General features: G+C 58.1%; 22 protein-coding genes. 6 read left to right on the top strand and 16 right to left on the bottom strand.

Annotated features, from left to right (window positions below):
- Positions 1 to 274: 274 nt before the first annotated feature.
- The 3 genes from QM712_RS14240 to QM712_RS14230 form a co-directional block, all read right to left on the bottom strand.
- Positions 275 to 529 carry a PepSY domain-containing protein gene (locus tag QM712_RS14240; protein ID WP_415023744.1) on the bottom strand — a complete coding sequence of 85 codons (255 nt, stop codon included), beginning with the start codon at positions 527 to 529 and terminating at the stop codon, positions 275 to 277.
- Between the two features lie 62 nt (positions 530 to 591).
- Entirely contained in the window at positions 592 to 963 is a 372-nt protein-coding gene (locus QM712_RS14235) for a DUF930 domain-containing protein (RefSeq protein WP_415023743.1), read from the bottom strand.
- A gap of 19 nt (positions 964 to 982) precedes the next feature.
- The gene (locus QM712_RS14230; protein WP_415023826.1) at positions 983 to 1675 is read right to left on the bottom strand and encodes an MgtC/SapB family protein; all 693 of its coding nucleotides are present in this window, start codon (positions 1673 to 1675) and stop codon (positions 983 to 985) included.
- A gap of 1033 nt (positions 1676 to 2708) precedes the next feature.
- On the opposite strand from QM712_RS14230, the gene QM712_RS14225 reads away from it, so the two are divergent.
- Complete coding sequence (locus tag QM712_RS14225; RefSeq protein WP_415023742.1) at positions 2709 to 2891, top strand: hypothetical protein; 183 nt, start codon at positions 2709 to 2711, stop codon at positions 2889 to 2891.
- Between the two features lie 147 nt (positions 2892 to 3038).
- Here the strand turns inward: QM712_RS14225 and QM712_RS14220 are convergent, their stop codons facing one another.
- Positions 3039 to 4754, bottom strand: coding sequence for an ArnT family glycosyltransferase (locus QM712_RS14220; protein ID WP_415023741.1), 1716 nt, complete (start codon positions 4752 to 4754; stop codon positions 3039 to 3041).
- 201 nt (positions 4755 to 4955) lie between these two features.
- On the opposite strand from QM712_RS14220, the gene QM712_RS14215 reads away from it, so the two are divergent.
- Positions 4956 to 7169: a polysaccharide deacetylase family protein gene (locus tag QM712_RS14215; RefSeq protein WP_415023740.1), complete on the top strand. Its 2214-nt coding sequence runs from the start codon at positions 4956 to 4958 to the stop codon at positions 7167 to 7169.
- 48 nt (positions 7170 to 7217) lie between these two features.
- Positions 7218 to 7451, top strand: coding sequence for a hypothetical protein (locus QM712_RS14210; protein ID WP_415023739.1), 234 nt, complete (start codon positions 7218 to 7220; stop codon positions 7449 to 7451).
- Here QM712_RS14210 and QM712_RS14205 read toward each other — a convergent pair.
- The 4 genes from QM712_RS14205 to QM712_RS14190 form a co-directional block, all read right to left on the bottom strand.
- Positions 7448 to 8902 (bottom strand): RCC1 domain-containing protein, encoded by a 1455-nt coding sequence (locus QM712_RS14205; protein WP_415023738.1) that lies wholly within the window; start codon positions 8900 to 8902, stop codon positions 7448 to 7450. The genes QM712_RS14210 and QM712_RS14205 overlap by 4 nt on opposite strands.
- A complete protein-coding gene (locus QM712_RS14200; protein WP_415023737.1) occupies positions 8899 to 10338 on the bottom strand; it encodes a hypothetical protein in 1440 nt (479 codons plus the stop codon). The genes QM712_RS14205 and QM712_RS14200 overlap by 4 nt, the downstream gene beginning before the upstream one ends.
- A 97-nt stretch (positions 10339 to 10435) precedes the next feature.
- A complete protein-coding gene (locus tag QM712_RS14195) occupies positions 10436 to 11308 on the bottom strand; it encodes a hypothetical protein (protein WP_415023736.1) in 873 nt (290 codons plus the stop codon).
- Between the two features lie 167 nt (positions 11309 to 11475).
- Positions 11476 to 11793 (bottom strand): hypothetical protein, encoded by a 318-nt coding sequence (locus QM712_RS14190; protein WP_415023735.1) that lies wholly within the window; start codon positions 11791 to 11793, stop codon positions 11476 to 11478.
- Between the two features lie 666 nt (positions 11794 to 12459).
- Between QM712_RS14190 and QM712_RS14185 the strand changes: the two genes are divergently transcribed.
- Positions 12460 to 12723 (top strand): hypothetical protein, encoded by a 264-nt coding sequence (locus QM712_RS14185; RefSeq protein ID WP_415023734.1) that lies wholly within the window; start codon positions 12460 to 12462, stop codon positions 12721 to 12723.
- Between the two features lie 78 nt (positions 12724 to 12801).
- On the opposite strand, the gene QM712_RS14180 is transcribed toward QM712_RS14185, so the two are convergent.
- Genes QM712_RS14180 through QM712_RS14170 form a run of 3 tightly spaced genes read right to left on the bottom strand, consistent with a single transcriptional unit; the run spans position 12802 to position 14960 of the window.
- Positions 12802 to 12993, bottom strand: a complete 192-nt coding sequence (locus tag QM712_RS14180) for a hypothetical protein (RefSeq protein ID WP_415023733.1) — start codon at positions 12991 to 12993, stop codon at positions 12802 to 12804.
- A 34-nt stretch (positions 12994 to 13027) separates the two neighbouring features.
- Positions 13028 to 13594, bottom strand: a complete 567-nt coding sequence (locus tag QM712_RS14175) for a hypothetical protein (protein ID WP_415023732.1) — start codon at positions 13592 to 13594, stop codon at positions 13028 to 13030.
- The gene (locus tag QM712_RS14170; RefSeq protein ID WP_415023731.1) at positions 13587 to 14960 is read right to left on the bottom strand and encodes a type IV secretory system conjugative DNA transfer family protein; all 1374 of its coding nucleotides are present in this window, start codon (positions 14958 to 14960) and stop codon (positions 13587 to 13589) included. The genes QM712_RS14175 and QM712_RS14170 overlap by 8 nt, the downstream gene beginning before the upstream one ends.
- A 422-nt stretch (positions 14961 to 15382) precedes the next feature.
- On the opposite strand from QM712_RS14170, the gene QM712_RS14165 reads away from it, so the two are divergent.
- Positions 15383 to 15838: a plasmid mobilization protein gene (locus QM712_RS14165; RefSeq protein ID WP_415023730.1), complete on the top strand. Its 456-nt coding sequence runs from the start codon at positions 15383 to 15385 to the stop codon at positions 15836 to 15838.
- Positions 15807 to 17174 (top strand): relaxase/mobilization nuclease domain-containing protein, encoded by a 1368-nt coding sequence (locus QM712_RS14160; RefSeq protein ID WP_415023729.1) that lies wholly within the window; start codon positions 15807 to 15809, stop codon positions 17172 to 17174. The genes QM712_RS14165 and QM712_RS14160 overlap by 32 nt, the downstream gene beginning before the upstream one ends.
- 101 nt (positions 17175 to 17275) lie before the next feature.
- Here the strand turns inward: QM712_RS14160 and QM712_RS14155 are convergent, their stop codons facing one another.
- The 5 genes from QM712_RS14155 to QM712_RS14135 form a co-directional block, all read right to left on the bottom strand.
- A complete protein-coding gene (locus QM712_RS14155; RefSeq protein WP_415023728.1) occupies positions 17276 to 18385 on the bottom strand; it encodes a PepSY-associated TM helix domain-containing protein in 1110 nt (369 codons plus the stop codon).
- 17 nt (positions 18386 to 18402) lie between these two features.
- Positions 18403 to 20490, bottom strand: a complete 2088-nt coding sequence (locus QM712_RS14150) for a TonB-dependent siderophore receptor (RefSeq protein WP_415023727.1) — start codon at positions 20488 to 20490, stop codon at positions 18403 to 18405.
- 502 nt (positions 20491 to 20992) lie between these two features.
- On the bottom strand, positions 20993 to 21349 hold the full coding sequence (locus tag QM712_RS14145) for a hypothetical protein (RefSeq protein ID WP_415023726.1): 357 nt from the start codon (positions 21347 to 21349) through the stop codon (positions 20993 to 20995).
- 143 nt (positions 21350 to 21492) lie between these two features.
- The gene (locus QM712_RS14140) at positions 21493 to 21966 is read right to left on the bottom strand and encodes a DNA N-6-adenine-methyltransferase (RefSeq protein WP_415023725.1); all 474 of its coding nucleotides are present in this window, start codon (positions 21964 to 21966) and stop codon (positions 21493 to 21495) included.
- A 107-nt stretch (positions 21967 to 22073) separates the two neighbouring features.
- Positions 22074 to 23396, bottom strand: a complete 1323-nt coding sequence (locus QM712_RS14135) for a tyrosine-type recombinase/integrase (RefSeq protein WP_415023724.1) — start codon at positions 23394 to 23396, stop codon at positions 22074 to 22076.
- Positions 23397 to 23522 lie beyond the last annotated feature (126 nt).

Raw genomic sequence — 23522 nt, 5'->3', positions numbered from 1 at the left:
CGCTTCATCCGCCTCCCAATCTCACACGGTGCTCATGATCGACCGGATTATGACTCGGCTCTGCAGATGACGTGTCTATGGACATAGACTATAACAAAATCATTGCCGAGAAAGTCACCTGCGCATTATGCCAGCTTTACAGCCCCATTTTCAGTCACCGGTAGCGGCTCGCACGTTTCGCCCACACGGCCTCTGGGAATTAGCGGGTGGAATATTGCCTCGTGTTTGCCGATTAGCTCAGAACCCCTTCGGCGCCGAGCTAGGCGTGCTCGCTTCAATGGCTTGGCTTCTCAGAGATGATCCTACCGGTTTTCGGATCTGCATGAAACTGCATCTTTCTCCCTGATTTCACGCCCTCCCCCTCCCAATGCCCATCATCCGCCTCGAATTCCGTTATGTTAGAGTAGCCTGCCTTGGCGAGCTGAGCCTTCACCTGGTGAGCCGGCATCCAATCCGGTCCAGACTGATCCGCTCGTGCCGCGCCGGCTGTCGACAGCAATCCTATGATGATGAAGGTAGCGAGCTTCATATGTTTCTCCGACTCCTAGCCGAAGTGAACGACATTCCACTACAGTTGTTCCTCGCAGAGACCTAATCCCAAAGCCCATAGGCTTGCCAACTTCCTCGCGGAATGAGCCCTCCCACTTTCAATTTAAATGACAACACACGCAGGTGGTCTGCTGTTGCCGTGCAAACGAAGGACACGCGAAACCAAGCTCCGTTGCGGCGGAACGCACCTCCGTTCGCCTTCAGCGTATTGCCAACGTGAAGCGGCGGCGAAATGACATATGATTTTGCGCGATCGGCTTGTCCAATCTGGGTCATCGCCTCGTAGTCGCAAATTTGCTCGAGCCGCATGTCCGGATCGAGGCGGCGCAAGCTTGCCACGAAGCGCTCATCAGGAGCGCAGAACGCAGGACATGCAAAAAGGGATATGAGAACCATCGACCGCTTTGCAGCCATGCCAGCGTGCAAGGTCAACCTAGCCACCATTCCCTCGCTTCTGTTCGAGGACCTGGACTTCTTCTACACCATCCAATTCATCGAGTTTTTGCCGATAACGCTTGATATCCCGCGACGATACTTTGTTGATGTAGACCGTCACTTCCGACCCCGCTTCGGTTGGCCTAACCAGGAAACGCTTGACTTGATTGGAGCGCAAGCCGAGTGCCTTTTGGACATCCTCGGGCGCGATCACCGCGTTCTGCGACAGCCCGATTTTAAATTGGCAACTCTGATTACGCGCCCGATAGGCCTCCTCAAGAGGCTTTACGCCAGCCAGGATGAGAATGATTATTGCGGTAGATGCACCGGCTGCAAAATAAAGCCCCCCACCGACAGCGAGGCCGATGGCCGCAACCGACCAGACGCTCGCTGCAGTGGTTAGTCCCCTCACGACCTCGTTGCGCGCTAGGATTGCGCCCGCCCCCAAGAATCCGACGCCCGACACTACTTGCGCAGCCACGCGGGAAGGATCGAGAACAACATTCTTCGCGACAAGGCTCTCGCTGAATCCGAATGCTGATACGATCATTATGAGGCATGCCCCAACACAGACCAACATGTGAGTTCGGATACCGGCAGTCCAGAGAAGTCTCTCGCGTTCAAATCCAATAATGCTTCCGCAGGCTGCGGCTACGCATAAGCGTAGAAGTATCTCTTGATTGGCAAGCATCGTATCCAGACCTACTTTCTTCTCGTCCCAGTTCTTCGCCGGCAACGTGATAAGAACTTAGCAAACATCATCAATATGGGTCGGCACCCGAGCTACGCTTACGCTTCCGTCAACATCAACGTGGTGCTCGCTTCAAAGCCGAGATGGGTCGTACAACTCTGCTAAATCTGGGCGGCAAGCATCTACTGACCGTCACGATTGCCCTGCGATGAACTAAGCTTTTCTTGCCGCGTCGGATAAGCCAATCAAACGATCCGCTGCACGATAGCGGATCTTTAGGGCAAGAGAGCAAACTAGAGACTTTGCCAGTGGGCAGGTTGACGCTTGTTGTTCCGATGTCTCAAGCGAGGCGCATAAGGCGTATACTGGTTCTGCTTTGCCCACAAAACCGCTTCTTTTTTGGTAACCGCTTGAAATAGGATGTTGTCTGCATGGTCCAGCACCACATAACCCAAAATGATAGAGCCCTCGCGTGCTCCTTGCGGACACGCCTCCACGAAAACTCGCGCCATTAGTGAACGCCCCGTATGTCAGCGACCCATGATCAAGGGCTGCCATTTCCCGCACATATTTCTGCGGCCCCAAGTTTTTGTCGGAGAGCTTCTTCCAAGGCCGCTCGAACGCGGTACGGCATCTCCCCCTTGCTGAGCATCAAGTTTGCCCAACGCAAGATAATCGCCCTCGCATCGCCGTTCGCTTCACGGAAGAGATCACCGCCGAGCAACTCATCAGCTGTAACTCGCATTGTGATCCCCCCAAGCCGCGAACGGGCGTCGGTGACGCTAACCGATTTGTCATGGAGATGACATTTTACATTTTTGCAATGTTCGGGCAGGGCGGGCGTGAATTGTACGGATGCGCGGTGTCGTCTGCGCCAATTTGTCGCAGCCATTTATCTGCGAGCTGGATCAGTTATGGCCTTGGCTTCAGATGAAGCGGGCGGCAATCATCAAGCGAAGCGCGCCGGCATGCATGGGGCGGTTCAGACACGTCCTGGAAGGCGCTTTTTCTGCTTGCCAGACGGGAGCATACGATGAAACCGACTAAGTCTCTCCGCAAGCAGGCAGATAGAGCTGAGGCGGTTGCCTTTCGGCTTGCTGATCCCGAACTCGCCGCTGAAATGCGGCTATTGGCGAATGCCTATCGATGTCAGGCAGATTTGCTTAAAAAGCGTCTTCGGATGGAAAAGAAACTGAAGCTAAAACCAACCAGATGAACGGCTGGCCCGGCAGATTCGACTGCCGCCTCGACCAGTTTTGATATGACCAATCGTGGGTTGAAACGCTTCCATCAGCACAGGTCTCTCCAAAACTTCGTCGCCACCGGCGACGTAGATCGGCAAAGCCACACAGAGCAAGGGCAATCAAGATTTCCGATGAGCTAGGTTTTGTGCAACAGCCGGAACATTCAAGTTGCGCAGATCTTTCACAACGCCAATCAGGACCCCCATTCGCTCGACTTTCGCGACCACTCGTCCCTTTATCGCCCGGTCACAATCGCCATGCGTCGGCGCAATGTAAAAGTCTGCGCGATCCCAGTCATCTGTCCACCGCAGACGGTTTTTGAGATGCTGCACACGCAACTCTCGATCGAACGATGCATGTTCGCCACACACTCCCACCGAATAGATCCGGTTCGCCATCCGCATTTTCTCAGGATCGCTTAAGAATGCAGACAAACTGCTCACAGCTGCTGGCATAACGGCGACCCAATAGTCCGTGTCGTACCGCCGCGCCGCCCCTTGGAGACCTCCGACGAGTGGGTTGTAGTACAAGTATTCATAGGGATGTAGCTCAACTAAAACATCAGCGACCATCCCCGCACTAACGAGGATAGCTGTAAGCGCACAGGCTACGGTCAGCCAATGTATGCGCCCAAGCGAAGCAAGAGCCGTCTCCATGCCGATAGCTGCAAGAACAGCGATTAGCGGCACCACAAAGGTAAAATGCCGCATCCCGGTAAACGCAGGACCGTGCCCGATGACCTGACAGCACAATGGGAATAGTACCATGAGGCCGACTGCGGCGGTCTCGTATCGCCGCAACGGCGTGACAATTCTTCCGCACGGAAGCGGAATCAAAACAACCAACAAGGCAAAAAGGGCCGGAATCAGCGCTATCAACGGTTCCCGGATGGACAAATAGATCGGGATGTACAAGCGAGGCACTGAAGCCATTTCATACTGGTGGCCAGCTAACTCCGTTGCAATATGATAATGGAATTGGGAAAATTGAAAAAGCCCACGCACGGGATTGAACGGCGAAAGTGCCGCCCATGGCCATGCTGTGATCATTAACACATAAGCGACGATAAGCGCTGGCCCCAACTTCCTAAAGCAAAGCGCAATGTAGCGGGTACCATCCTTCCACGTCAGCTCTTTGCGCTGCAGAAATCCGCAGAGAATTATGATGCCGGCGTAAATCGGCAGAAGAAGCGCAAGAACCTTGATCCCCAGAGCGCAGCCGGTCGCGATGCCGAAGCCTAAGGCGTCTCGCCATCGTGGCGACGGCAAGTCACGAGATGCCCGCACGAGAAAGTAACAAGCGGCGGTCATGGCGGACGCGAGAGGTATATCCTTGGTATGCGTAAACATAGGCCCATACCAGCTTCCGCTTACTGAAAGCACAATTCCGGCAAGCGCCCCGGCGCGCGGCCCGGCGACGAGCCTCGCCAACATGATCGCGGCACATATGCCCCCAACACCGATGAACGCTGTCATCAAGTGCCGTAGATCATAAAGCTCCATTGGGAAAATGTGGTGGAGGACGATCGCAGTGACGTCGAACAGACCACCGTAGAGATAAAGATTGTCGAAGGAGAAAACTGAACGGTCTGCAAACCCGCTGCGATAATATTTGAGGATTAACTCGCCGTAATGTTGTTGCACGCCCTCGTCGTTCGAAACCCCGTACGAGCGGAAGGTTGAGATCACCAAGGCGATCACGATAAGAAGCACCCCAACTGCTGCAATATCCCAGAAACGCCAGGGCATTCCGCGTTCCTTACGACCGCCTCTCAAACCGAAGGAATTCACTGGAACGGCAGCAGGTTTCTGGAGGGTTTCGGCGCGATCGATCATCGGTCCAACAAAGCTAGTCGCGCGATAGCGCACGATGGAAAGAATGTCTTGTCCGAGGCGGCGGGAAGCCCTCGCGTCATTCAGAATTGTCTTATCGTCGTCCGAGAAGGATGGAAACGAGGTTTTAACTGTTCGCAATAGAATGGCAATCCGCGTGATTCGACGAAGACTCCGAAATCGACGCTGAGCGAGGGCTATCGCATGCACATTAAGCAGTTGCTACTAGGCATCGCGCTGGCTACCTGCAGTAGCGTCGGCTGGACAGCGCCGGGCTTGGCTGCGCCCTGCGGCGACCGCACCGATGCCCTGGGCGTCTCACGAACGATTGCGGTCGACCCCAAGGAGCATACGCGAGTCGGCACGATGCAATATGCCGAAACCCTTCCTCTACAAGACCACGAGGTGGTCATCACATTCGATGACGGACCGTCTCCGCGCTATACCAACCGCATCCTGGATACGCTCGCATCGGAGTGCGTTAAAGCAACCTTCCTGATGGTGGGTGAGATGGCAAAGGCTCACCCCGCCGAAGTACGCCGTGTTTTTGCGGAAGGGCACACGATCGGAACGCACAGTTATAGTCATCCCTTCACATTTCGGAGAATGACCGAGCAGCAGGCCGGCGTTGAGATTGACGCCGGCATCGCTGCTGTTGGCGCCGCCTTAAACGATAAGAAGGACCTGGCTCCTTTTTTCCGCGTTCCCGGCTTCTTGACGGCCAAGCCGACAGAAACCGCGCTTACCCAGCGCGGATTGATGATCTGGGGAGCTGATTTCCCCGCGGACGACTGGATGAAGATTTCAAGCGCCGAAATCGTGCACCGCGCCATATCGCGACTGGAAGCGAAAGGGCGCGGCATCCTGCTTCTGCACGACATACACGAACGCACCGCAGAGGCTTTGCCTGTGATTCTGTCTGAACTGAAGGCTCGCGGTTATCACATCGTCCATATCGTTCCTGCATCAGCGAACATCCCGAAGACAGAGACAACGCCCGAGCAGTGGAGGATGCCACGTCATCACCCAACCGAACCGCTAATTGCCGATACACCTCCGAACGGGTTGGCGACGCTTGCAGAATACGGGTTGGTGGCACAGCCCATGTCTTCGTTAACGAGCCTCAATGCCATTTCGGGTCTGGCGCCACTCAGTGCATTGAATGACACGATTACGGGACGCGCTGCGCTTAACTCAAATCGCTTGATTACAGCCGCTTTGCAGAAGAATCGAAGCAACTATCCAGATTCACCATCGCTGGATGTACTTCGACGTCAGGCACTGCTCGATGCCCGCGATATCGATCGCGCCGCGTCTCAGCTTTCCGATGGCTTGGGCTCAAGACTGGCCGCGGCATATCGTGTGGTCCGCCGCGACCAAACGAGTGACGGCAAAGAAGGCAAGCAGAAAGAGCTATCGCTTGGTTTGGAGAGATTGTTTGCCTATGTCACATCCACCACGGAATCAGACGCCACAGCCTGCAAATATCTCTTCGGCAATGAAACGATCGATGGCGCATCGCCTGCCTCGTCAGACGCGCTCGCAATTCTGCGCAGGGCACATGGAAAGCCAAATATTTTCGGTCTCGCCTATGCAGCCGGAAAAAGCGGAAGCAGCACTGATCAACATGGCAATGGCCACCCATTTCAATTCATGGAGCATATGCCGGACTTCGATGGCCAGGACGGCTTTGGAAGGCTATCCTCAAACCGGGCCTGGCTAAGCGGTCCCGCCCAAGATCTTACATCTATCCCATCCTATCCAAGCCGACATGCCACACGCGGCTATGCGTTGGCGTTGCTGCTCGCGATTCTTGTGCCTGAAAGGTATCAGCAGATGATCACAAGAGCTGCTGAGTACGGAAACGGCCGCATCGTCATCGGTGCCCACTACGCCACAGACGTCGTGGGCGGTCGCACTCTTGCGCTTTATGACGTCGCTCAACTCCTCGCGAATAGGCCGGGCTATGTCGGCGAGATCCGCGACGGTGTTCGTATCGATGACTTTCGGAAAGATCTGATCAATGCGCGAGTGAGTATCGCAGGTCTCCTATCCAAGACATGCGACGCATCCCTAGCAGATTGTGCGAGAAATGACTTCGGACGCTTCTTCGACCCGGTACAAAATGCTGCGCTCAACGATGCCGTACAAACTTATCGGCTACCCGTTGTCTTTGCAGCTTCCGCTTATCAGCTTGAGGACGTCGGCAAGATTGCCCCGGAAGCAGGCTACTTGCTCACCACAGCGTTCCCCTATTTGACGCTGGAACAGGCCAACAATATTCTCACCGTGACCGAAGGTCCCGGCGGCGGCTTCCTCGACAACGGCTCGTCATTTGGGGTGTATTCGCGCCTCGACCTTTACAAGGCTGCAGAGCGTGCAATCGCAATGGCGCCGGCGACTATCTCGCTCCACTGAACCACTTTGACGGCCTCCGCAAGCCGATCTGCTGGGGCGGCGGACTGCGTGAAAGCGGACTTTTCCGCCTTTGTGCAGGCCGTCATCGAGACAGGATGCAACATCACCGCCATAGGAGACGACCGCTACTTTTTCGGTGACGCCAATCTCCCCAGCTCCCACTATGAGCGCATCGAGCCTGTTCTGATGGACATCGACCGCCGCTTTGGAAGTTGCGACCATCTAGAAAAGGAAATTATCGCATATCTGCGCGCGATTGGCCGCCATATCCCGTTGCGTTAAATGCCTGGCTTAGGAAAGCCGATCCACTGCGTGCCATCGCACCATTGCATGATTTGGTAGTCTACGTTGTAGAGAATCTCTCCGGCCGCGCAGCTGCTGCCGCCGCCTGCTGACGGACTTGGTTTGGGCAACCCGATCCATTGGGTGCCGTCGCACCATTGCAGGACCTGGTGATCGCCGTTGTAGATAACCTGCCCGGCCGTGCAGCCACCACCCGCCGCTGCCGCGCCCGGCGCGTTGACCGCGACGGGCACGGAGCTGTTGGCCGTGCCGCCATTGCCGAGCTTCCCATTTGCGCCCTCCCCCCAGCACCACGCGCCGCCCGCCGTATCGACGCCGCAGGCATGGGCTTTCCCAGCCACTATGCCAGCAAAGCTGTGTCCGCCGCTGACCGCGACGGGCACGGCGCTATCGGTCGTCCCGCCATTGCCGAGCGCGCCGTAGCCCCCGTACCCCCAGCACCATGCCGCCCCGGCTGCGTCCAGCGCGCAACTGGCCGCGCTGCCCGCCGCGATAGCGGTGAAGCGATGTCCGCCGCTGACCGCGACCGGCACGAGGCTGTTGGCAGTGCTGCCATTGCCGAGCAAGCCATTGTACCCAGAGCCCCAGCACCACGCGGCACCGGTCGTGTCGAGGCCGCAGCTATGTGATTGTCCCATCGCAATGGCGGTGAAGCTGTGCCCGCCACTGACCGCGACCGGCACGCTGCTGTTGGAAGTGCCACCATTGCCGAGCTGGCCAGTGCTCCCGGAGCCCCAACACCACGCGGCCCCGGCCGTGTCGATCGCGCAACTCTGGTAGACCCACGACGTAATGACGGTGAAGCTATGCCCGCCGCTGACCGCGACCGGCACGTTACTGTTGGCTGTGCCGCCATTGCCGAGCCCGCTTAAGGTCCCCAAGCCCCAGCACCACGCAGCGCCGGCCGTGTCGATGCCGCAGGTAGTTGCGTCTCCCGCCGTGATGGCGGTGAAGCTGTAGCCGCCGCTGACCGCGACCGGCACGCTGCTGCTGGCTGTGCCGCCATTGCCGAGCAGGCCGGTACTACCTGAGCCCCAACACCACGCGGCCCCGGCCGTGTCGATCGCGCAGCTTTGCGAGCCGCCCGTCGTTATGCGGGTGAAGCTGTGGCCGCCGCTGACGGCGACCGGCACGGGGCTATCGACTGTGCCGCCATTGCCTAGCTTACCGTTCGTTCCCTGGCCCCAGCACCATGCCGCGCCGGCCATGTCGATTGCGCAGCTATGCGCGGACCCCGCCGCAACGGCGGTCATCATTGGTGGCGTTGGCTTCGGCGCGCCTATCCAGTCCTGGCCGTCGCACCATTGCATAACATTGTAATCGTCATTGTAGACGAGCTCCCCGCCAGTGCAGGCGGCCTGCGCATGGCCGGTCGTCAACACCGCCAGCGCCACCATGATTGCTGCGAAACTTCTCAGCCGTCCGCTCATGGCATCACCGGTGCCGCAAGGCCGGTCTGCGGCGTGAGATTCAACCGGCCGCCCACGGTTACATCACTCCCTGTCGTAAACGCGCCTGTCACATGCATGCGCCCCTGCGAATAGACACCGTACCCGTTTGCGCCCGTGGCTTGGCCCCTCAAAGCGATGCCGGTACTTCCGAAAGCGTTGGCGTTGATAGCTGTCCCTGACCCGCTGGTCGCGATCGCGCTGATAGCCGTCCCCGTCCCACCATTGGTGGCGGCGTTGATGGCTGTACCCGACGCGCCGTTAGCGGTTGCGCTAATGCCGGTGCCCGTTCCACCAATGGCGGTGACGCTGATGCCCGAACCGGTCGCATTTAAGTTTTGAACGTTCAGGCCTGCGCTGCTGCTATACGTGAAAGCAGAGGCCCCGCCGAATGCGCCACCGTCATTGAACTGTACTGCGCCGGCCGGTCCCGCCGCGCTCGCCGCCGAACCGCCAGACCCGCCACCGCCGCCCAGCGATCCGACACCCTGAACACAGACCCAGTTGCCGGACATCGTTGTACCGTTATTCAGGTACTGCCCTTTCCAGACTTTCAGCGTGGTGGCGGTTACGCCCTGAACAACCATGTGCTCCGAGTAGCCGGTGGCGTCGATATTGTTCATGGTGACAGCGCAGACGGGTGTGCCCGTGAAACCCACCGATGAAATATCGATCGCGCATGCGGTGCCTGCGGTCTCGCAATTGCCGCCGGCGAACAAAAACGTGCCTGATCCGGCGCGCCCTGTGCCGGACCCGCCCGATCCCACAGATGTCCAGGCCGACGCCGTCCTGACGTAGAGCGCGTTAAGGTCGGTGTCGTAAACGACCAGACCTGTGGCCGGTGTTGCAATCGCCGTGCGCTGTGCGCTCGTCATGCGCGGTGGCAGCAGGCCGCGGCTGGTCGATGCGACATCAAGCGCCGCGCTTGGCGATGGCATCACAGTGCCAATGCCCAGACGTTGGTTCACCTTGTCATAGACAAAGCCGGAATCCGCATCGAACGCGCCCGTGCCGCTGTCGCGAAACTGCACTTCGTTTGCGGTACCGGCCGCATCTGCCGCGGGCGCGTTGCCGACTACCCATTTTCCGGCGTTGCCGTCGAATATCAAAATCTTGCCATTGCTGATGCCGGTCAAATCGACATCGGACAGACCGGCCAGCGTGCCCGCGACGGAGCCCGCGTCCATCAGCGCTTTCCAGGCCGCCCCGTCGCAGTATTTCAGTCGGTTCGCCGTGCTGTCGTAAATAAGCATTCCTTGCTTGACCGGCGCTGCGAACAGGTTGGCCGACGCCGCCTGCGTACCGCTGGCTTTCAGGAAGCTCACCACCATGTCCGACGGATCGCCCAGGGGCGGCGCGGGACAATCCGCGCGCGCGGGCGACACGCCCGCAAGCAGCGCGATCGCCGCCAACGCCATGCACAGGGTCCGCCCGCCCAACGACCGCTCATCAGGGGGTGTGGCGCCAGGCGGGCGGATGCTGTGCATATTCTCGCGTTTCAATATACCCCGCTGGTCATGGCATCACCGGCGCTGCAAGCCCGGCCTGCGGCGTGAGCGTCAGGCTCTTGCCAACCGTAACCTCGGCGGCTGTCGTCAGTGCGCCCGTCACATGCATGCGTCCCTGCGAATAGACGGCATACGCGTTCGCGCCAGTGGCCTGGCCCCTCAGGGCGGTGCCGGCATTTCCCAAGGCATTGGCGTTGATGGCCGTTGCCGACGCACCCGTGGCGGTGCCGCCGATGGCCGTCCCAGTAGCTCCCGTGGTGGTGGCGTTAACAGCTGTCGCTGAACTGCTGGCGTTAATTGCCGTTGCCGTCGCGCCGGTCGTTCCGGCGTTGATGGCTGTGCCCGACGCATTGCCGTTTTGGACATTCAGGCCCACGCTGCCGCTATAGGTGAAAGCAGAGACACCGCCGAATGCGCCGCCGTCATTGAACTGGACCGCGCCGGCGGGGCCAGCGGCGTTCGCCGACGAGGCCGCCGCGCTCAACACAGTGCCCGCCAGCGAAAGCCCTGTCCCCAGCGTCAACTCCTGCACCATGCCGGCACCCGCTCCCGCGCCACGTCCCAGCAACACGCCGGCGGCTTGGGTAGGCTGAAGTTTGGCGTAGGTGACATTGGCGTCCGCCAGCTTAACCGTAGTCACGGCCTGGCTTGCGATGGTGGTTGCGACCACGCCCGGTCCCGTCCCTATCACGTCGCCTGTCAACGTCACGTCGGTGATCGGCTTATCTTGCGTGCACTCAAGTCCGGTGCCGGCGGCGTTCGCCACGCACCATCGGTTGGCCGCAAGCGTTCCGATACGCATGTCGGTGACGCCGCCGCCCATGGAGATCCAGCGCGTGCCATCGCAATATTGCACAAGCTTGTAGTCGGCATTGTACATGACGTCTCCCTCCTCTGCGCCCGGTTGGCTGCACGCCGCACCGGCAGAGCGAGGCTCAGCCAGAAGCAGGATCGCCGCCAGCATGATGGCCAGTGTCCGGCCGCCCGACAGCGATCGTTGTGGGTAAATCGGGCCAAGCGGCCGGACACTGGGCACATATCGCCAAATCAACGCACCTCACTTGGCGGGCTTTTCTTCATGACCACGCCCTTTGGCGCATAGATTGCTCCAGCAAACGGCACGCTGCCGTCGCGCAAGCCCTCAAGCTTCGCATTCAGCGCGGCGACAGCTTCAATCAGGAAAAACAGAGCCGCTTGATCGTCAGCGGAAGACGGCGTCCCCAGCGCCCTCCGCGCTTCGTTGACCGCGTCTTTGGGATTGACTACGCATGACGTCGCCGACGCGACCGGCGCGGCGATGGCGGAGAAGGGCAGCAGAACGGCCAGCCCCATCAAAGAAACAAATGCAAAATGCGATCTTTCCAATCAACCCCCGGGTCAATAGCCGACCAGACCGGCAGCACTTGCTGGGCTGGTGGCCGGGAGTTCAAAACCGTGTTGATGAAAACGGCGCGGCGCTCTTTGGCCGCGAGGCTTGGACATTCAACGCCGCCCCCCGGCCGTGAGACCGAGAAGCGACACATTCCGGCTGTGTCCGCCGCATCAACTGTGGGTTTTGACGCCCCCCGAGGCGGACGACATCGCCCACCTCATCTTCAATGGTACGCGGCTTGCGAACGTGCGGTCAACAAACTCATGACAAATGGCTGAAATCCGCCGTTGCCTTCACGACACTGCGCTGTGTTATGAATTATCCCGGCGCGAATAAGCGAGCGGTTGATTTGCGCGCGGCTTCGGCGTGCCGATGAGATGCCAGGGCCTTTATCACCTATCTTTTCCTGCGTCAGTGCGTGCGGACCCTCGCATCCGTGACGTACCCCTGTCTCCATTCCATGCGGTTCGTTCGGGCGATGCACACCCGGCCTTGACGATGAACCTAACCACGCCAGTCCGCTCTTGGGTCAACCGGCCGCCCGCTCCATTCGCTTCGCTCCCGTGTTGCCGGTGTGACCCCGCGTCCTTCGGCGTGGTCTTCACGGTTTCATCGGCCGGGCGCGGTGCTCGGCCAGAACCAAAAGAATGGAGACCAACATGAGCAACATAACGAACGAATCCAAACGCCCCACGCACACCATTTATCAGGTGATCGGTGAGGGAGAAAAAACCCGCTGGATCCGCATTGGCGCCGCGTGGCCCAACCGCGACGGCAAAGGCTTCAACCTCAAATTCGACGCTTATCCGGCGACCGGCCGTACCGTCATCCGCGAAGTGTCGGAAGACAAGAACGAGGCAACGGGGGTCAGCGATGACCCCTTCACCTCGACAGCGCCGGAGCGCTCAGGCCCATCGACCTGATGGACCTCAAAAGGCGGCGCCGCTTGGAAGCGGCGCCGCTTCATTTTGAGCGCCTGCAAATGTGCTCGGGGCTTTCGTCTACCGTTCCAATTCAGTATCGGCCATCGCGCCATTCTCGCTTGGCGCAAAAGCGCCATCGCTCGCTTCGGCCTTGCGCGGTCGTCCGCGCTTTGGGATCTCACCCCGAGCGCCAATCAGTCCGGCAAGTTCAGTATCGATCGCCTCCTTCTGATTGATTAATTCGCGAATACGGACAAGTCTCTGATCCATGGTCACCTCCTGCATATTGATGGTGGAAAGAATTTCATTCGATAATCCGACGCGCGCTCGGCTGATTGGATTGATGTCGGGTCAGACTTCCGCGCAAATCGTCGCGGGCGTGACTCAATAGCGTCACGACCTTGCGCGCCTGGAATTCGTTCAATCCCCGACCCAGCACATACGCGTCGGCGCTGCGCGTGTAGACCAACAGCCAGAATTCGTAGCCGCTGCGCCACACTTCGACATTGGCGGCCTCGCCGATCGCGACTTCCAGCCGTCGGCTTTTTCGCGCGCGCGGCTGGCCGAAGGGCACAGCGATGTGGTCAAAATGAAAAATCGCCGCCCGCTCACGCAAGCCCCACCGTCGCAGCATCATGACCGCCGCCAAGGCCGTGAGACCTGCGCTCGCGGTCGGTTTGACAAGTCCGACCGCACCGCCCATGCAAATGGCTGTAATTGCCAACACTGCCGCGACGTAAACTGCCAACCAAAAGATTGCCCCGCCGACCGCGAGCACACCATATCGCGCTTCCACCCAGCGCAAGCCCGCAGCCGACAGGCGGCCTTCCGCATCATATTCGCGGATGATTTCTGTTTCGAACTTACGCATCGCGCGGCAGCCGGTGCATATAAAGGGGCGGACGGCCTGGCACGATGACCAATTGCCGGTTGCTCTCGCGTGAAAAGCAGCGCGTGATTTCGTAGGGATCGAGCAAGCGGACACTGCGCGGATTTTCCCGCCGGCCGGTATCGCCGTGGCTTAACGCGGATCCTGATACACGAATATCGTGCCGATCCATGACTTGCGTCATGCCAAGCAATTTCGAAAGATGTTCTGTAGTGGTTACATCCGCATTCCCGAACGCCTGAATAAAGCCGGCATTTCCCAGAAAGGTCTCCCAGGATTTTGGGTAGTGGGTTTGAAGCTGGGTAAGATCCTGCAGCACCGCCCAGAGCTTTACGCCGAAACCCGCCATCAGTCCGGCGGCGGTTTCAATCGATCGCATATGGCCTAGCGCCGGAAACTCCTCCAACACGAACCAGACCGGGAGGCCGCCGCGCGGGACCGCGTTGCGCTCCACCGCGCAAAGCGCCTGCTGCACCATCAGGCGCAGCCACCGGTAATGCGTTCCCATGCGCATGCCGGGCAGCACCAGGAAGATCGTTGTGTCGCCCTTGTATAAATCGCTCAGGCCGAAATCCGAGCTATCGGTGATGCCCACGATATCGTCGAGCGGCGCGGTTTGCTCCTGCGCCGTCGAGAGAATGCCCTGAAGCTCGCGGCCGCCGGCCTGCAATTTACCGAGAAAGGCGGACCCAATATTGCCAACGACGCCGTCGAAGGCGCGGGAATTGGCCATCGCCTTGAACAGGCGATCCAGTTCGGCCGGCGTCCCGTTCAGAAGCCGGCGCACCTCTCGCAACGTCACGAACAAAGATGACGACAGGAGATGTAGCGCGAGCCCGCGTACCAGATTTTTCGCCGAATCCGTCCAGTGCGGATCTCGCGGATTGCTGACAATCAGCGCGTCCGCCAGCTGCGCGGCGTCGGCTGCGGTGTGTAGCGACTTTCCAAAACCCAACTCGCTGAACGGATTATAGGACGCCGTCGGTATTCCGGTTTCGGAAAACGGATCGAGCACAAAGACGCGCTGTCCCATGGCCGCCCGACGCGCGGCACAGGCGCGCGCCAATTCGCCTTTGGGATCGATGACCACGACCGACCCCGGATAGCGCAGAAGATTCGGAATAAGGCTGGTCGTAGATTTTCCCGACCGCGCCCCGGCAATCGTGACACCGTGACGATCGTCTTCGATGCCGATAGCACGCCCCTGCCATTGACCAAGCAGCAGCTTACCGGGCTGCCAATCCCAATTCGAACCAAGCTCCCAAGGATGTCCCCACGTCTGAGACGGCGGCGTGTTGGCGTGCTCAGAAAGTCCCAAGCCGCGCGGCGGAAAAACATCGTCAAGCATAAGGCCTCCGTTGTTTAGCGGAGAGCGCCCCCGTCCGGCGTGACGCCGGTCCGGCCTGCGCTCTTGCAAGTTCTTCGGCGATGCCCAGTTAGCTGTGAACGAAGATCATCGAAGTAAACGTGGCTGCATGTTCAAGCATGCGACTGCACGTCCGAAGATGAGACGCCGCGTTACAAAAAAAATAAAACTGGCATAAGCCAGAAAAAGTCTCCGGATAAAGACAATACGAAAAGTTCTACCCATGAGTGAAGCGCTTAGACTGAAGAGGAGTAGCGAGATGTGGATTTGGAATCCATATCCGTTCCGGATTCGAATTCCAAATCCCTTTCGAGCCCGGGAAACCGCTCCGCTCCGTTTCCCCGGACCCCTTCCCGGTCAGGGCGCGGCGCGCCCCGAACCCACCAACCTTCATGGAGGCGTCAGTGGCAAGGCCACGAACTTATCAGCAAGCCGCACGTACACACGTTGTCACTGTGCGCGTTACGCCATCAGAACACGCGCGCCTCAGCGCGGAGGCCGCACAACTGGGCGTCAGCCTTGCGGGCCTTGCCGAGCGCTATCTCAGCAAGGGTTATGTCCAGACCCACGACCACGCACCAGGTGCGATTCATCCAGCCACAATCGCCGAACTCAAACGTATCGCCGGCGCGCTCGATGCCATCGTGACGACGGTGCCGGCGCCGGAGAATATCGAAAAGGTGGCGCACGAACTCAGCACGCTCCTGCGACTCCTGATCCGAGACGAACTCCTCGCGCAGCGCATTCGCACCCTCAAAGATAGGACCACTGCAAATGATTCCGCGCCTTCAGGCCCGCGGCAAGAGTTTCAAAGGGTCGTGCACGTACGTGCTGCACGATCCGAACGCGAAGACCAATGATCGCGTCGACTGGATCATGCTGCAAAATTTGCACACGGATCCGGACGCCGCCTGGTTTGAAATGTACGAAACCTTCCGAAATCAGGGCCAGCTTAAGGCTAATGCCGGCCTATCGGCGCGCGGACGGAAAAACGATAAGCCGGTATTGCATTACACGCTGGCTTGGCATGCCGACGACAAACCGACCTCAGAACAGATGAAGGCGGCTGCGCTCGATAGCCTGAAGCTGCTTGGCCTCGACGAGCACGAAGCGCTCATCGTCGCCCATGACGACAAAAGCCACCCTCACGTCCATATCGTTGCGAACACGATTCACCCCTATACCGGACGCACGGCAGCGCTGAAGTTCTCGAAGGAGCGCCTATCCGAATGGGCGGAAAATTACGAACGCGCGCAGGGCCGCATCCACTGCGAGGAGCGGGTCAAGAACAACGAACAGCGTCGCAAGGTCCGGGAAATGCGCAAGAAGGAGTCGGTGGCGACCCGATTACTCGGCGCGGCCGGAATCGAAGTGAAGCCGGCGCCGTTCGTTCCCATAAAGGATAAATCGCCAAGTCGGCCGCACTGGTTCGATCGAAAGGACGTCGTCGATCGCATGAAGCGGCTGCGGGCCGAATTGGATCTGAAGCACAAATTCGAACGCGGCGTCACATGGGACCGACAAATACGCGAGCGCGACGCGCTCGACCAGGACACGCGTGCGGCAATTGACAATGCCCGGGCGCACAATAAGCGCGCCTATCGGCCGCAATGGCGTGAGCTTTACAAAGCTCAGCGGCGCGAAGCGCATTTGGTAGACCGAAGCGCTACGCATCCTTTGGAGCGGGCCGTGTTCGTTTACAAGAACCGTCATCGTTTGGCGCACGCGAAGCCGCTGACGTTCCGCCGAATGACTCGCCTGATTTTCTCTCGCAAGCACCTCGCCAAATCCCTCGGGCAAATACACGAGCGCGAACGCCGGGAATTGGCGCGAGAGGAAAAGAGCGCGGCCAAGCTGCTCTCGGATCGGATTTGGGTCATCCACCGGGAGCGCTTCCACACACTTCGCGACCGCCAGGCAACGGAACGGGAAGCAGAACGCAGCCATCAGCGTTTGGCTCGGAAGGACGTAACGTTCGCCCGGGCCAAAGACCACCTCATCGACGAGATGGAAAATCCACCGCCGCCCCGGTTCGTGCCAACACAAAAGCGGGAACAGGCCGAGCCGACGCGTGAATTTAATGACGCCGCTACGGGCGCCGGCCAAGAGCAGATTTCACGATCCGAACAAATCCGGCGCGACATGGAGGCTTGGCGCCGCCAAAATCCGTCGCCCGACTTGGGGCGTGAATTATAATTGCGCGGACATGGCGGGCTCCAAGATTGGAGATCTACCTAACCGCCTAACGGTGAGCCGTTCCATCACTATCTGTCGGTGTTTGCGCGACCAAGATAGCATTAAGCGTTCTTTGTCGGCCGCATGCGTTTTTTAACCCAAAGATAAAGCCCACTTGCAATGACGACGATAGCGACAGCATCCAATGCTGCCCAAATTACTTTGAGGGGCATTTCCCCGTAGTCTCCAAAGTGCAGTGGTCGTGACAATTCGAGCGCCAGGACGTACCAAGGAAGCGTTCGCTTTTCCGTAACACGAAGCGTCTCCGCGTCAACTAACACTGGCTCGAGTATCTGCGATGTAAGCGGCGTCTTCCCTCGCATAAAAACTGCATAGTGGTGTTTACTGCTGAAAAACGTTCCTGGAAAAGCCAAGAAACTCGGGGTCCGATCGGGCGATACTTCCTTCGCCTTCGAAATTGCTTCCGTTACGGATCCAATCCGCGCTGGAGGCGGCATTGCCTTATAGGGTGCAACCATTTGCGCGAGTTGATCGGATCGCCAATATCGAAAGATAAATGAATCAAGCGTGTTAATGACGCCCGTCAATCCAACCACAAGCAGCCAGGCTGTCGTCGTAATTCCGAGCAAGTTATGAAGGTCGAGCCATTTGATAGCTCGCCCGCGTTCGGCGCGGACAGTTCCAAAATGCAGTTTTCGCATAAAAGGCGCATAAAGCACGACGCCCGACACGAGGCTGATTACAAATAGCGCTCCCATCAAACCGAGAAACACACTTCCAACGTCACCGGCAAACATATCGGTATGAAGTTGCAATATAAACGTCATCGCACTGCTACGCCCTGGCTGAGGGTCTAGGACGCGACTAGTAGCCTCCTCAAGAGATAAAAACGTTGCCTTTCCGCGAGGTGCATCTATCGATGCCGCCATATTGACCTTTACAACGCCCGGCAGGTCTTTGTCCCAAATGAGATAGCGGACCGCAAGCTTCGGATAGACTGCCTGCGCCTCCCGCACGATTGCATCGAAATCGGCTGAGCTAGCGCTCGATGTTTCAGCCGAGAGTTGGAGCTTCCCGAACCACTCATCAATTTCGTCATGAAATATTAGAGGCAATCCTGTCAGCGCCAACATCAGCAAGAATAGCGTGCAGATCAGGCTGGTCCATGTATGGATCGCCCGCCAAAACCTGATCTTTTGTGTCGACAGCACGGACTTTCTCTAAAGGTTCACCATCGGTACGCAAGCGTGCCAACTACGGTACGGCCGAGACCGTAGAAGCATTTTGTAGCAGTTGCGCAGGCCGAAACGTAGGTCTTATCGAAGAGATTTTGAGCGTTCACTTGTGCACGCCACCCTCTTAGCGTTGGGAATCTAACTCCGAAGTCATAGTGCACCGCTGCATCGAACAGTAAGACGGAGGGTACCGTGATCGTGTTCGCTGCATCAGCAAAACTCCGACCGACATAGCGAACGCCAGTGGCAAAGCCGAACCCTGCAAGTTGTCCCGACTGGAACGTATAATCTTGCCAAATTCCCGCGGTTTGATCCGGCACGTAGGTCGGATGCTTGCCTTGAGCCGTAGTGCTGATTGTGTTGATGTTGTCCATGTATGCGTAGGAAGCGATCCAAGACCACCCGGGTTGAACGGTTGCACGCGCCTCCAGTTCGAGACCGCGCGTCCGCACCTCGCCAGTCTGAATATTGAAATTTGTGTTGGCGGGGTCGGTCACCAGCACGTTCTGTTGTGTTAAATCGTAAACCGCGGCCGTTAGAAGTGCGTTATAGCCGACCGGCTGGTACTTAACGCCACCTTCGATCTGCTGGCCGGTCGTCGGCTTAAAAAGATTACCTGAAACGTCTGCACCGCTATTGGGCTGGAATGACGTCGAGTAGGTGACGTAGGGAGCCAATCCGCTGTCGAAATTATAGATTGCACCGGTTCGCCAAGTGGTCGCCTTATCGAGCTGATAGACCGCCGGCGGTGATAGGCGATCGGTGCGATCATTGTCCGCCCAATCCTGGCGAACACCGGTCAAAAGCGTCAATCTCTCGATACGGATTTGATCTTGGACGTACAGCCCGACCTGACGCAGGAGCTGCGTCGCATCGACCGTGGTGCTCGGTGTAGGGATCGCAAGCGAGTAGTCAGGATTATAGATCGAAAGAGAAGGAGCTGTTCCCGATCCTTGCACTTCGGCATAGTTGAGCTGCTGATAGTCAACTCCGACAAGGATCTTATGCAAAACGGGTCCGGTTGCGAGATTGATCTCGCCATGATTATCGGTTGTTAAAGCATCGCCATGGGATCTATTGAAGATCGCGCTCCGATAAAGCGATGGGTTGTTCGGATCGGTAGTGTTTAGACCACGCGGACTGGTGAAGACGCTCTTGTAATCAAGATCGAGATGCATGTAGCGAAGACTCGACGCCACCGAGAACATATTGTCGAAGCGATGGTCGAACTTATAGCCAATGCTGGCCTCGGTCCGATCGAACTGATCGTATTGGGGAGAACCATCGAAGAAATTGCGTGGAATACGGCTGCCGTTTGCCAGGGGCAACACGGTGCCTGCAGCCGGCAAGAAGCCAAAATATCCGCCATACGGATCGTGCTGGTACTTCGCCAACAGAGTGATGCTAGTGTCGGCGTCGGGGCGATATGTTATGGCAGGCGCGATCGCTACACGTTGCTCTTTCGCGAAATCAACCTGGGAATCAGCCATACGGCCGATGCCGGTCAAGCGATAAAGCCAAGTCGCCTCCTTATCGATAGGCCCACCAAAATCGAAGCCTCCCTGAATGCGGCCGTATGTCCCTCCCTGGACAATGACCTCATGGAACGGCTGCGCAGTCGGTAGCTTACTCACAAGATTGACGAGACCGCCGGGATTTCCTTGTCCAAAAAGGACGGACGCGGGGCCTTTTAAGACTTCAATCCGATCGAGCATGTACGGATCGATTTGCGGAACGAGGTAATTGGCTCCCAGGAGACGCAATTGGTCGAGGTAGGAGTAGTCATAATTCACGCCGCCACCAAATCCACGATAAAGAATGGTATCGTAACGGGTGCCGCCTGCACCTCGATATTCGGAAACGAGGCCTGGCGTATAACGAAGTGCCTCGCGAACATTTTGCGGTTGCTGGTCTTCGATCTGTTGCTTGGTGACGACTGAGATTGACTGTGGCGTTTCTACGAGCGGCGTAGCGGATTTCGTTGCGGCAGCTCCAGTTTGCGGCACGTAGCCTTGCTCGCGTCGAACGGCCGCTTCTGGACCTGCAGCCGCTGGAGCAATAGTCGTCGGCTCTTGGCGCACGGTGACCACGCGCGATCGGTTTGCGTGAGGGGAGCTACGGCTGGCTCTCTGGCTTATTGGCCGTGAGCGCTTCTGTGAGACAGGTGCGGCAACGACGACTGGAGGAAGAGTTGCCGGGCCCTTTGCTTGAACTTGGCTCTGCGGTTCACCTGCCGATTGAGCTAATGCATTATTCCCAACCGAAAGCATGCAAACACATACAGCTCCAAGACAAACAGCCTTGGCCACAGACCGCTCCATTTCACTCACCCCCAATGCGAATAATGTTAGCTCCAGGCGTTAGCCAACATTGGGCGCGTCGGGTAGTGGGGCCGATGGTGGATGGAGATAGAATCAGTCCATTAGTAATCCGTTGTGCTTTCCTGTTGCACACGCGCAACGGTTCCGGCATTGAAACCGACCCGCGATCGTCATCCTCGGAAAATGTCAGGCGGAGCGGGAGCACCTTTCGGCCGCCCCCCAAACTTAAGCGATGTCTGTCCGCGATTTGACGTTGATCGATTCAGTTTTTCTCGGGATCTACGCAGACCAGAAAGCTGAATGTGTACTTTGTATCCTCGTCGTGCATGAACTGGTCGTTGTGCTCGACGAGAACCTCGGCATGTTCGGGCGCTGTTGCCGCACGAACCATGAGCGCTTGCTTGCCATCCCAAAGTGGCGATCCATTACTCTGAAATCGGCAAAGCTCGTTGAGAAACCAATCTTCTTCACAGAGCTTCTTGGCGGCCGAGATCGAGATTGCTGCAAAAGCCAAAATTGGCCTTCCTGCACACTCCAGCGCAAAGCTTAGACGTTCTCTCCTGGCGAGCGATGTTTGCGTGTGGGCGCCGGCCGGCACGATAACAGGCGTCTTCGTCACTCGACACCCTCACTCAGGTGGATGATGGATTTTACTGGGAGGATCCAAATCGAAACTAGTGTTCCGATATCCTTTAAGAGATAGGCTATTTTGTCGCGGCCATTGCGGGCCTTCCGTCCGCCTCGGTAGCATAAAACCATTTCTTACGGCGAATTTGCACTTTCCTTCGGCGAAGATCCGCTTCGTCGGCTTCCTGGGCTGAATATCACCACCATCGACGGGAACGGCGCACTGTTCTTTGAGCCGCCGAATTTGAGCCGACCACACAGAAATTGTGTTTCGTGCCGCCCGTAGATGAATTCATGAAACCAACGGGTGTCGGTGCGACCAGGCAGCAGCGCAACTGTCTGCCTGCCAAGCAGCGCCTCGCGAAAGGCCTTTTCAATCCACTCTCCAATGGTTCGCCCATAGGGTGGATTCATCCAGTTATTATCGGACCACGTCTGGCAGAGGCCGTTTTCCTTGATCGTAAAATAGCGTTGGCATTTTGCGTTTTCTTGCGTGGCGCAGACGTCAAGCAGGAACGGTCCATGACGCGCGTTAAGCGCATCGAAAACTGGTTGCGGCGTTGCCCATTCCGGCGTCTCGCTTGAAAACAATCCCGCGTTGATTGGCATGAAAGTCCCCTTGTTGAAGACTTTCGATTTGGCTACGGCTGCGCGGATTTCACCGTTACACCATGCTCGGCCATGCGGTCTCTTGCGCGCTCGTGAGTCACTATGTGTCAGGAAATAATCGGATCAACTGTTTGTGTTGATTGCCTCGTCTCCCTTCGACGCAGTGCGCGGAATTCATCGAGGAGATCTGCCCAGGCCTGCATCAGCTTGACGCGTTCCGGCCAGTATTTGGCGCGATTGTACGCGCGCCGCACTTCGTTTTCGTCCTGATGCGCGAGGACGGCTTCGATGACATCAGGATCGAAGCCACGACCGTTCAGAATGGTGCTACCCGACGACCGAAATCCGTGGGCTGTCATTTCATCCTTGGAGTACCCCATGCGGCGTAGCGCGGAATTGAACGCGTTCTCCGACAGCGGCTTGCGATTTGAGCGCACCGACGGGAATATCAGCTCGCCGTGCTCAGACAAGGACCAGATGTCCTTAAGAACGGCAATGGCCTGACGTGATAATGGCACGTCATGGGGACGCCGCATTTTCATCCTCTCGGCCGGAATGCGCCACATCGCTTTCTCGAAATCGATCTCGTCACGGCGCGCGAGACGGACTTCACCCGGACGCGCGCAGGTCAGCGCCATGAACTTGAGCGCAGCCGTGATGGTGGGCCAGCCATCATAATCATCGACCGTCCGCAACAGCGCCCCAAGCTTTCGTTCGTCGAGAATAGCCGCCCGGTGTTCGACCACGGGTGCGAGCAACGCGCCGCGCAAGGGGAAGGTCGGGTCGGTTTCGGCCCGCAGGGTGACCACGGCCAAGCGAAACACACTGCTGATCGTGCCACGCAAGCGGCGGGCGGTCTCTCGGCGGCCGCTTTTCTCCACCCGCTTGAGCAGGTCGAGCAACTCGGCCGGTGTAATGCTTGAGATCGGACGCTCGGCCAGTGGAGCAGCCAGATCTTCGAGCAACCATTTTAACTTGCTGATTGTCGTGGCAGCGGTGCCGCTTGTTTCCTTCCCGGCGATGTATTCCGAGGCGATCGCGCCGAACGTGTTGTTCTGGGATATGGCGGTCGCGATTTTCTCTTTGCGCCGTTCCTCCGACGGATCGACCCCGGACGCGAGAAGCTTCTTGGCTCCGTCGCGCTTTTGTCTTGCGTCGGCAAGGCCCGTCGCCGGGTAGGGTCCGAAGGAGAGAAGCCGCTCCTTGCCGCCGAAGCGGTACTTCAATCGCCAGAGCTTGCCGCCGCCAGGCTGCACTAACAGGTGCAAACCGCCGCTATCCGATATCTTGAAAGGCTTCTGACGCGGCTTCGCGCTGCGGATGGAGAAGTCCGATAACGCCATGGGGGTATCGCTTTCGGGTTCTACAGGGGACACCCCCATAAATACCCCCAGATTGTGGTGACGCAAGGGATCGCCGCGGATCGGCATGCGCACTCAGACCCTATGAAAACAGGGTTTTTGGTGCACTATGAGCCGGGATGTTCAACCGTGGGAGGGGGTAATGGTGCCCAGGGGCGGAATCGAACCACCGACACTGCGATTTTCAGTCGCATG

The sequence above is a fragment of the Bradyrhizobium sp. genome (assembly GCF_047605465.1).
Taxonomy (GTDB): Bacteria; Pseudomonadota; Alphaproteobacteria; order Rhizobiales; family Xanthobacteraceae; genus Bradyrhizobium.
Note: the sequence above shows the minus strand (reverse complement) of the source record. Positions and strands in the feature narration are given on the sequence as shown.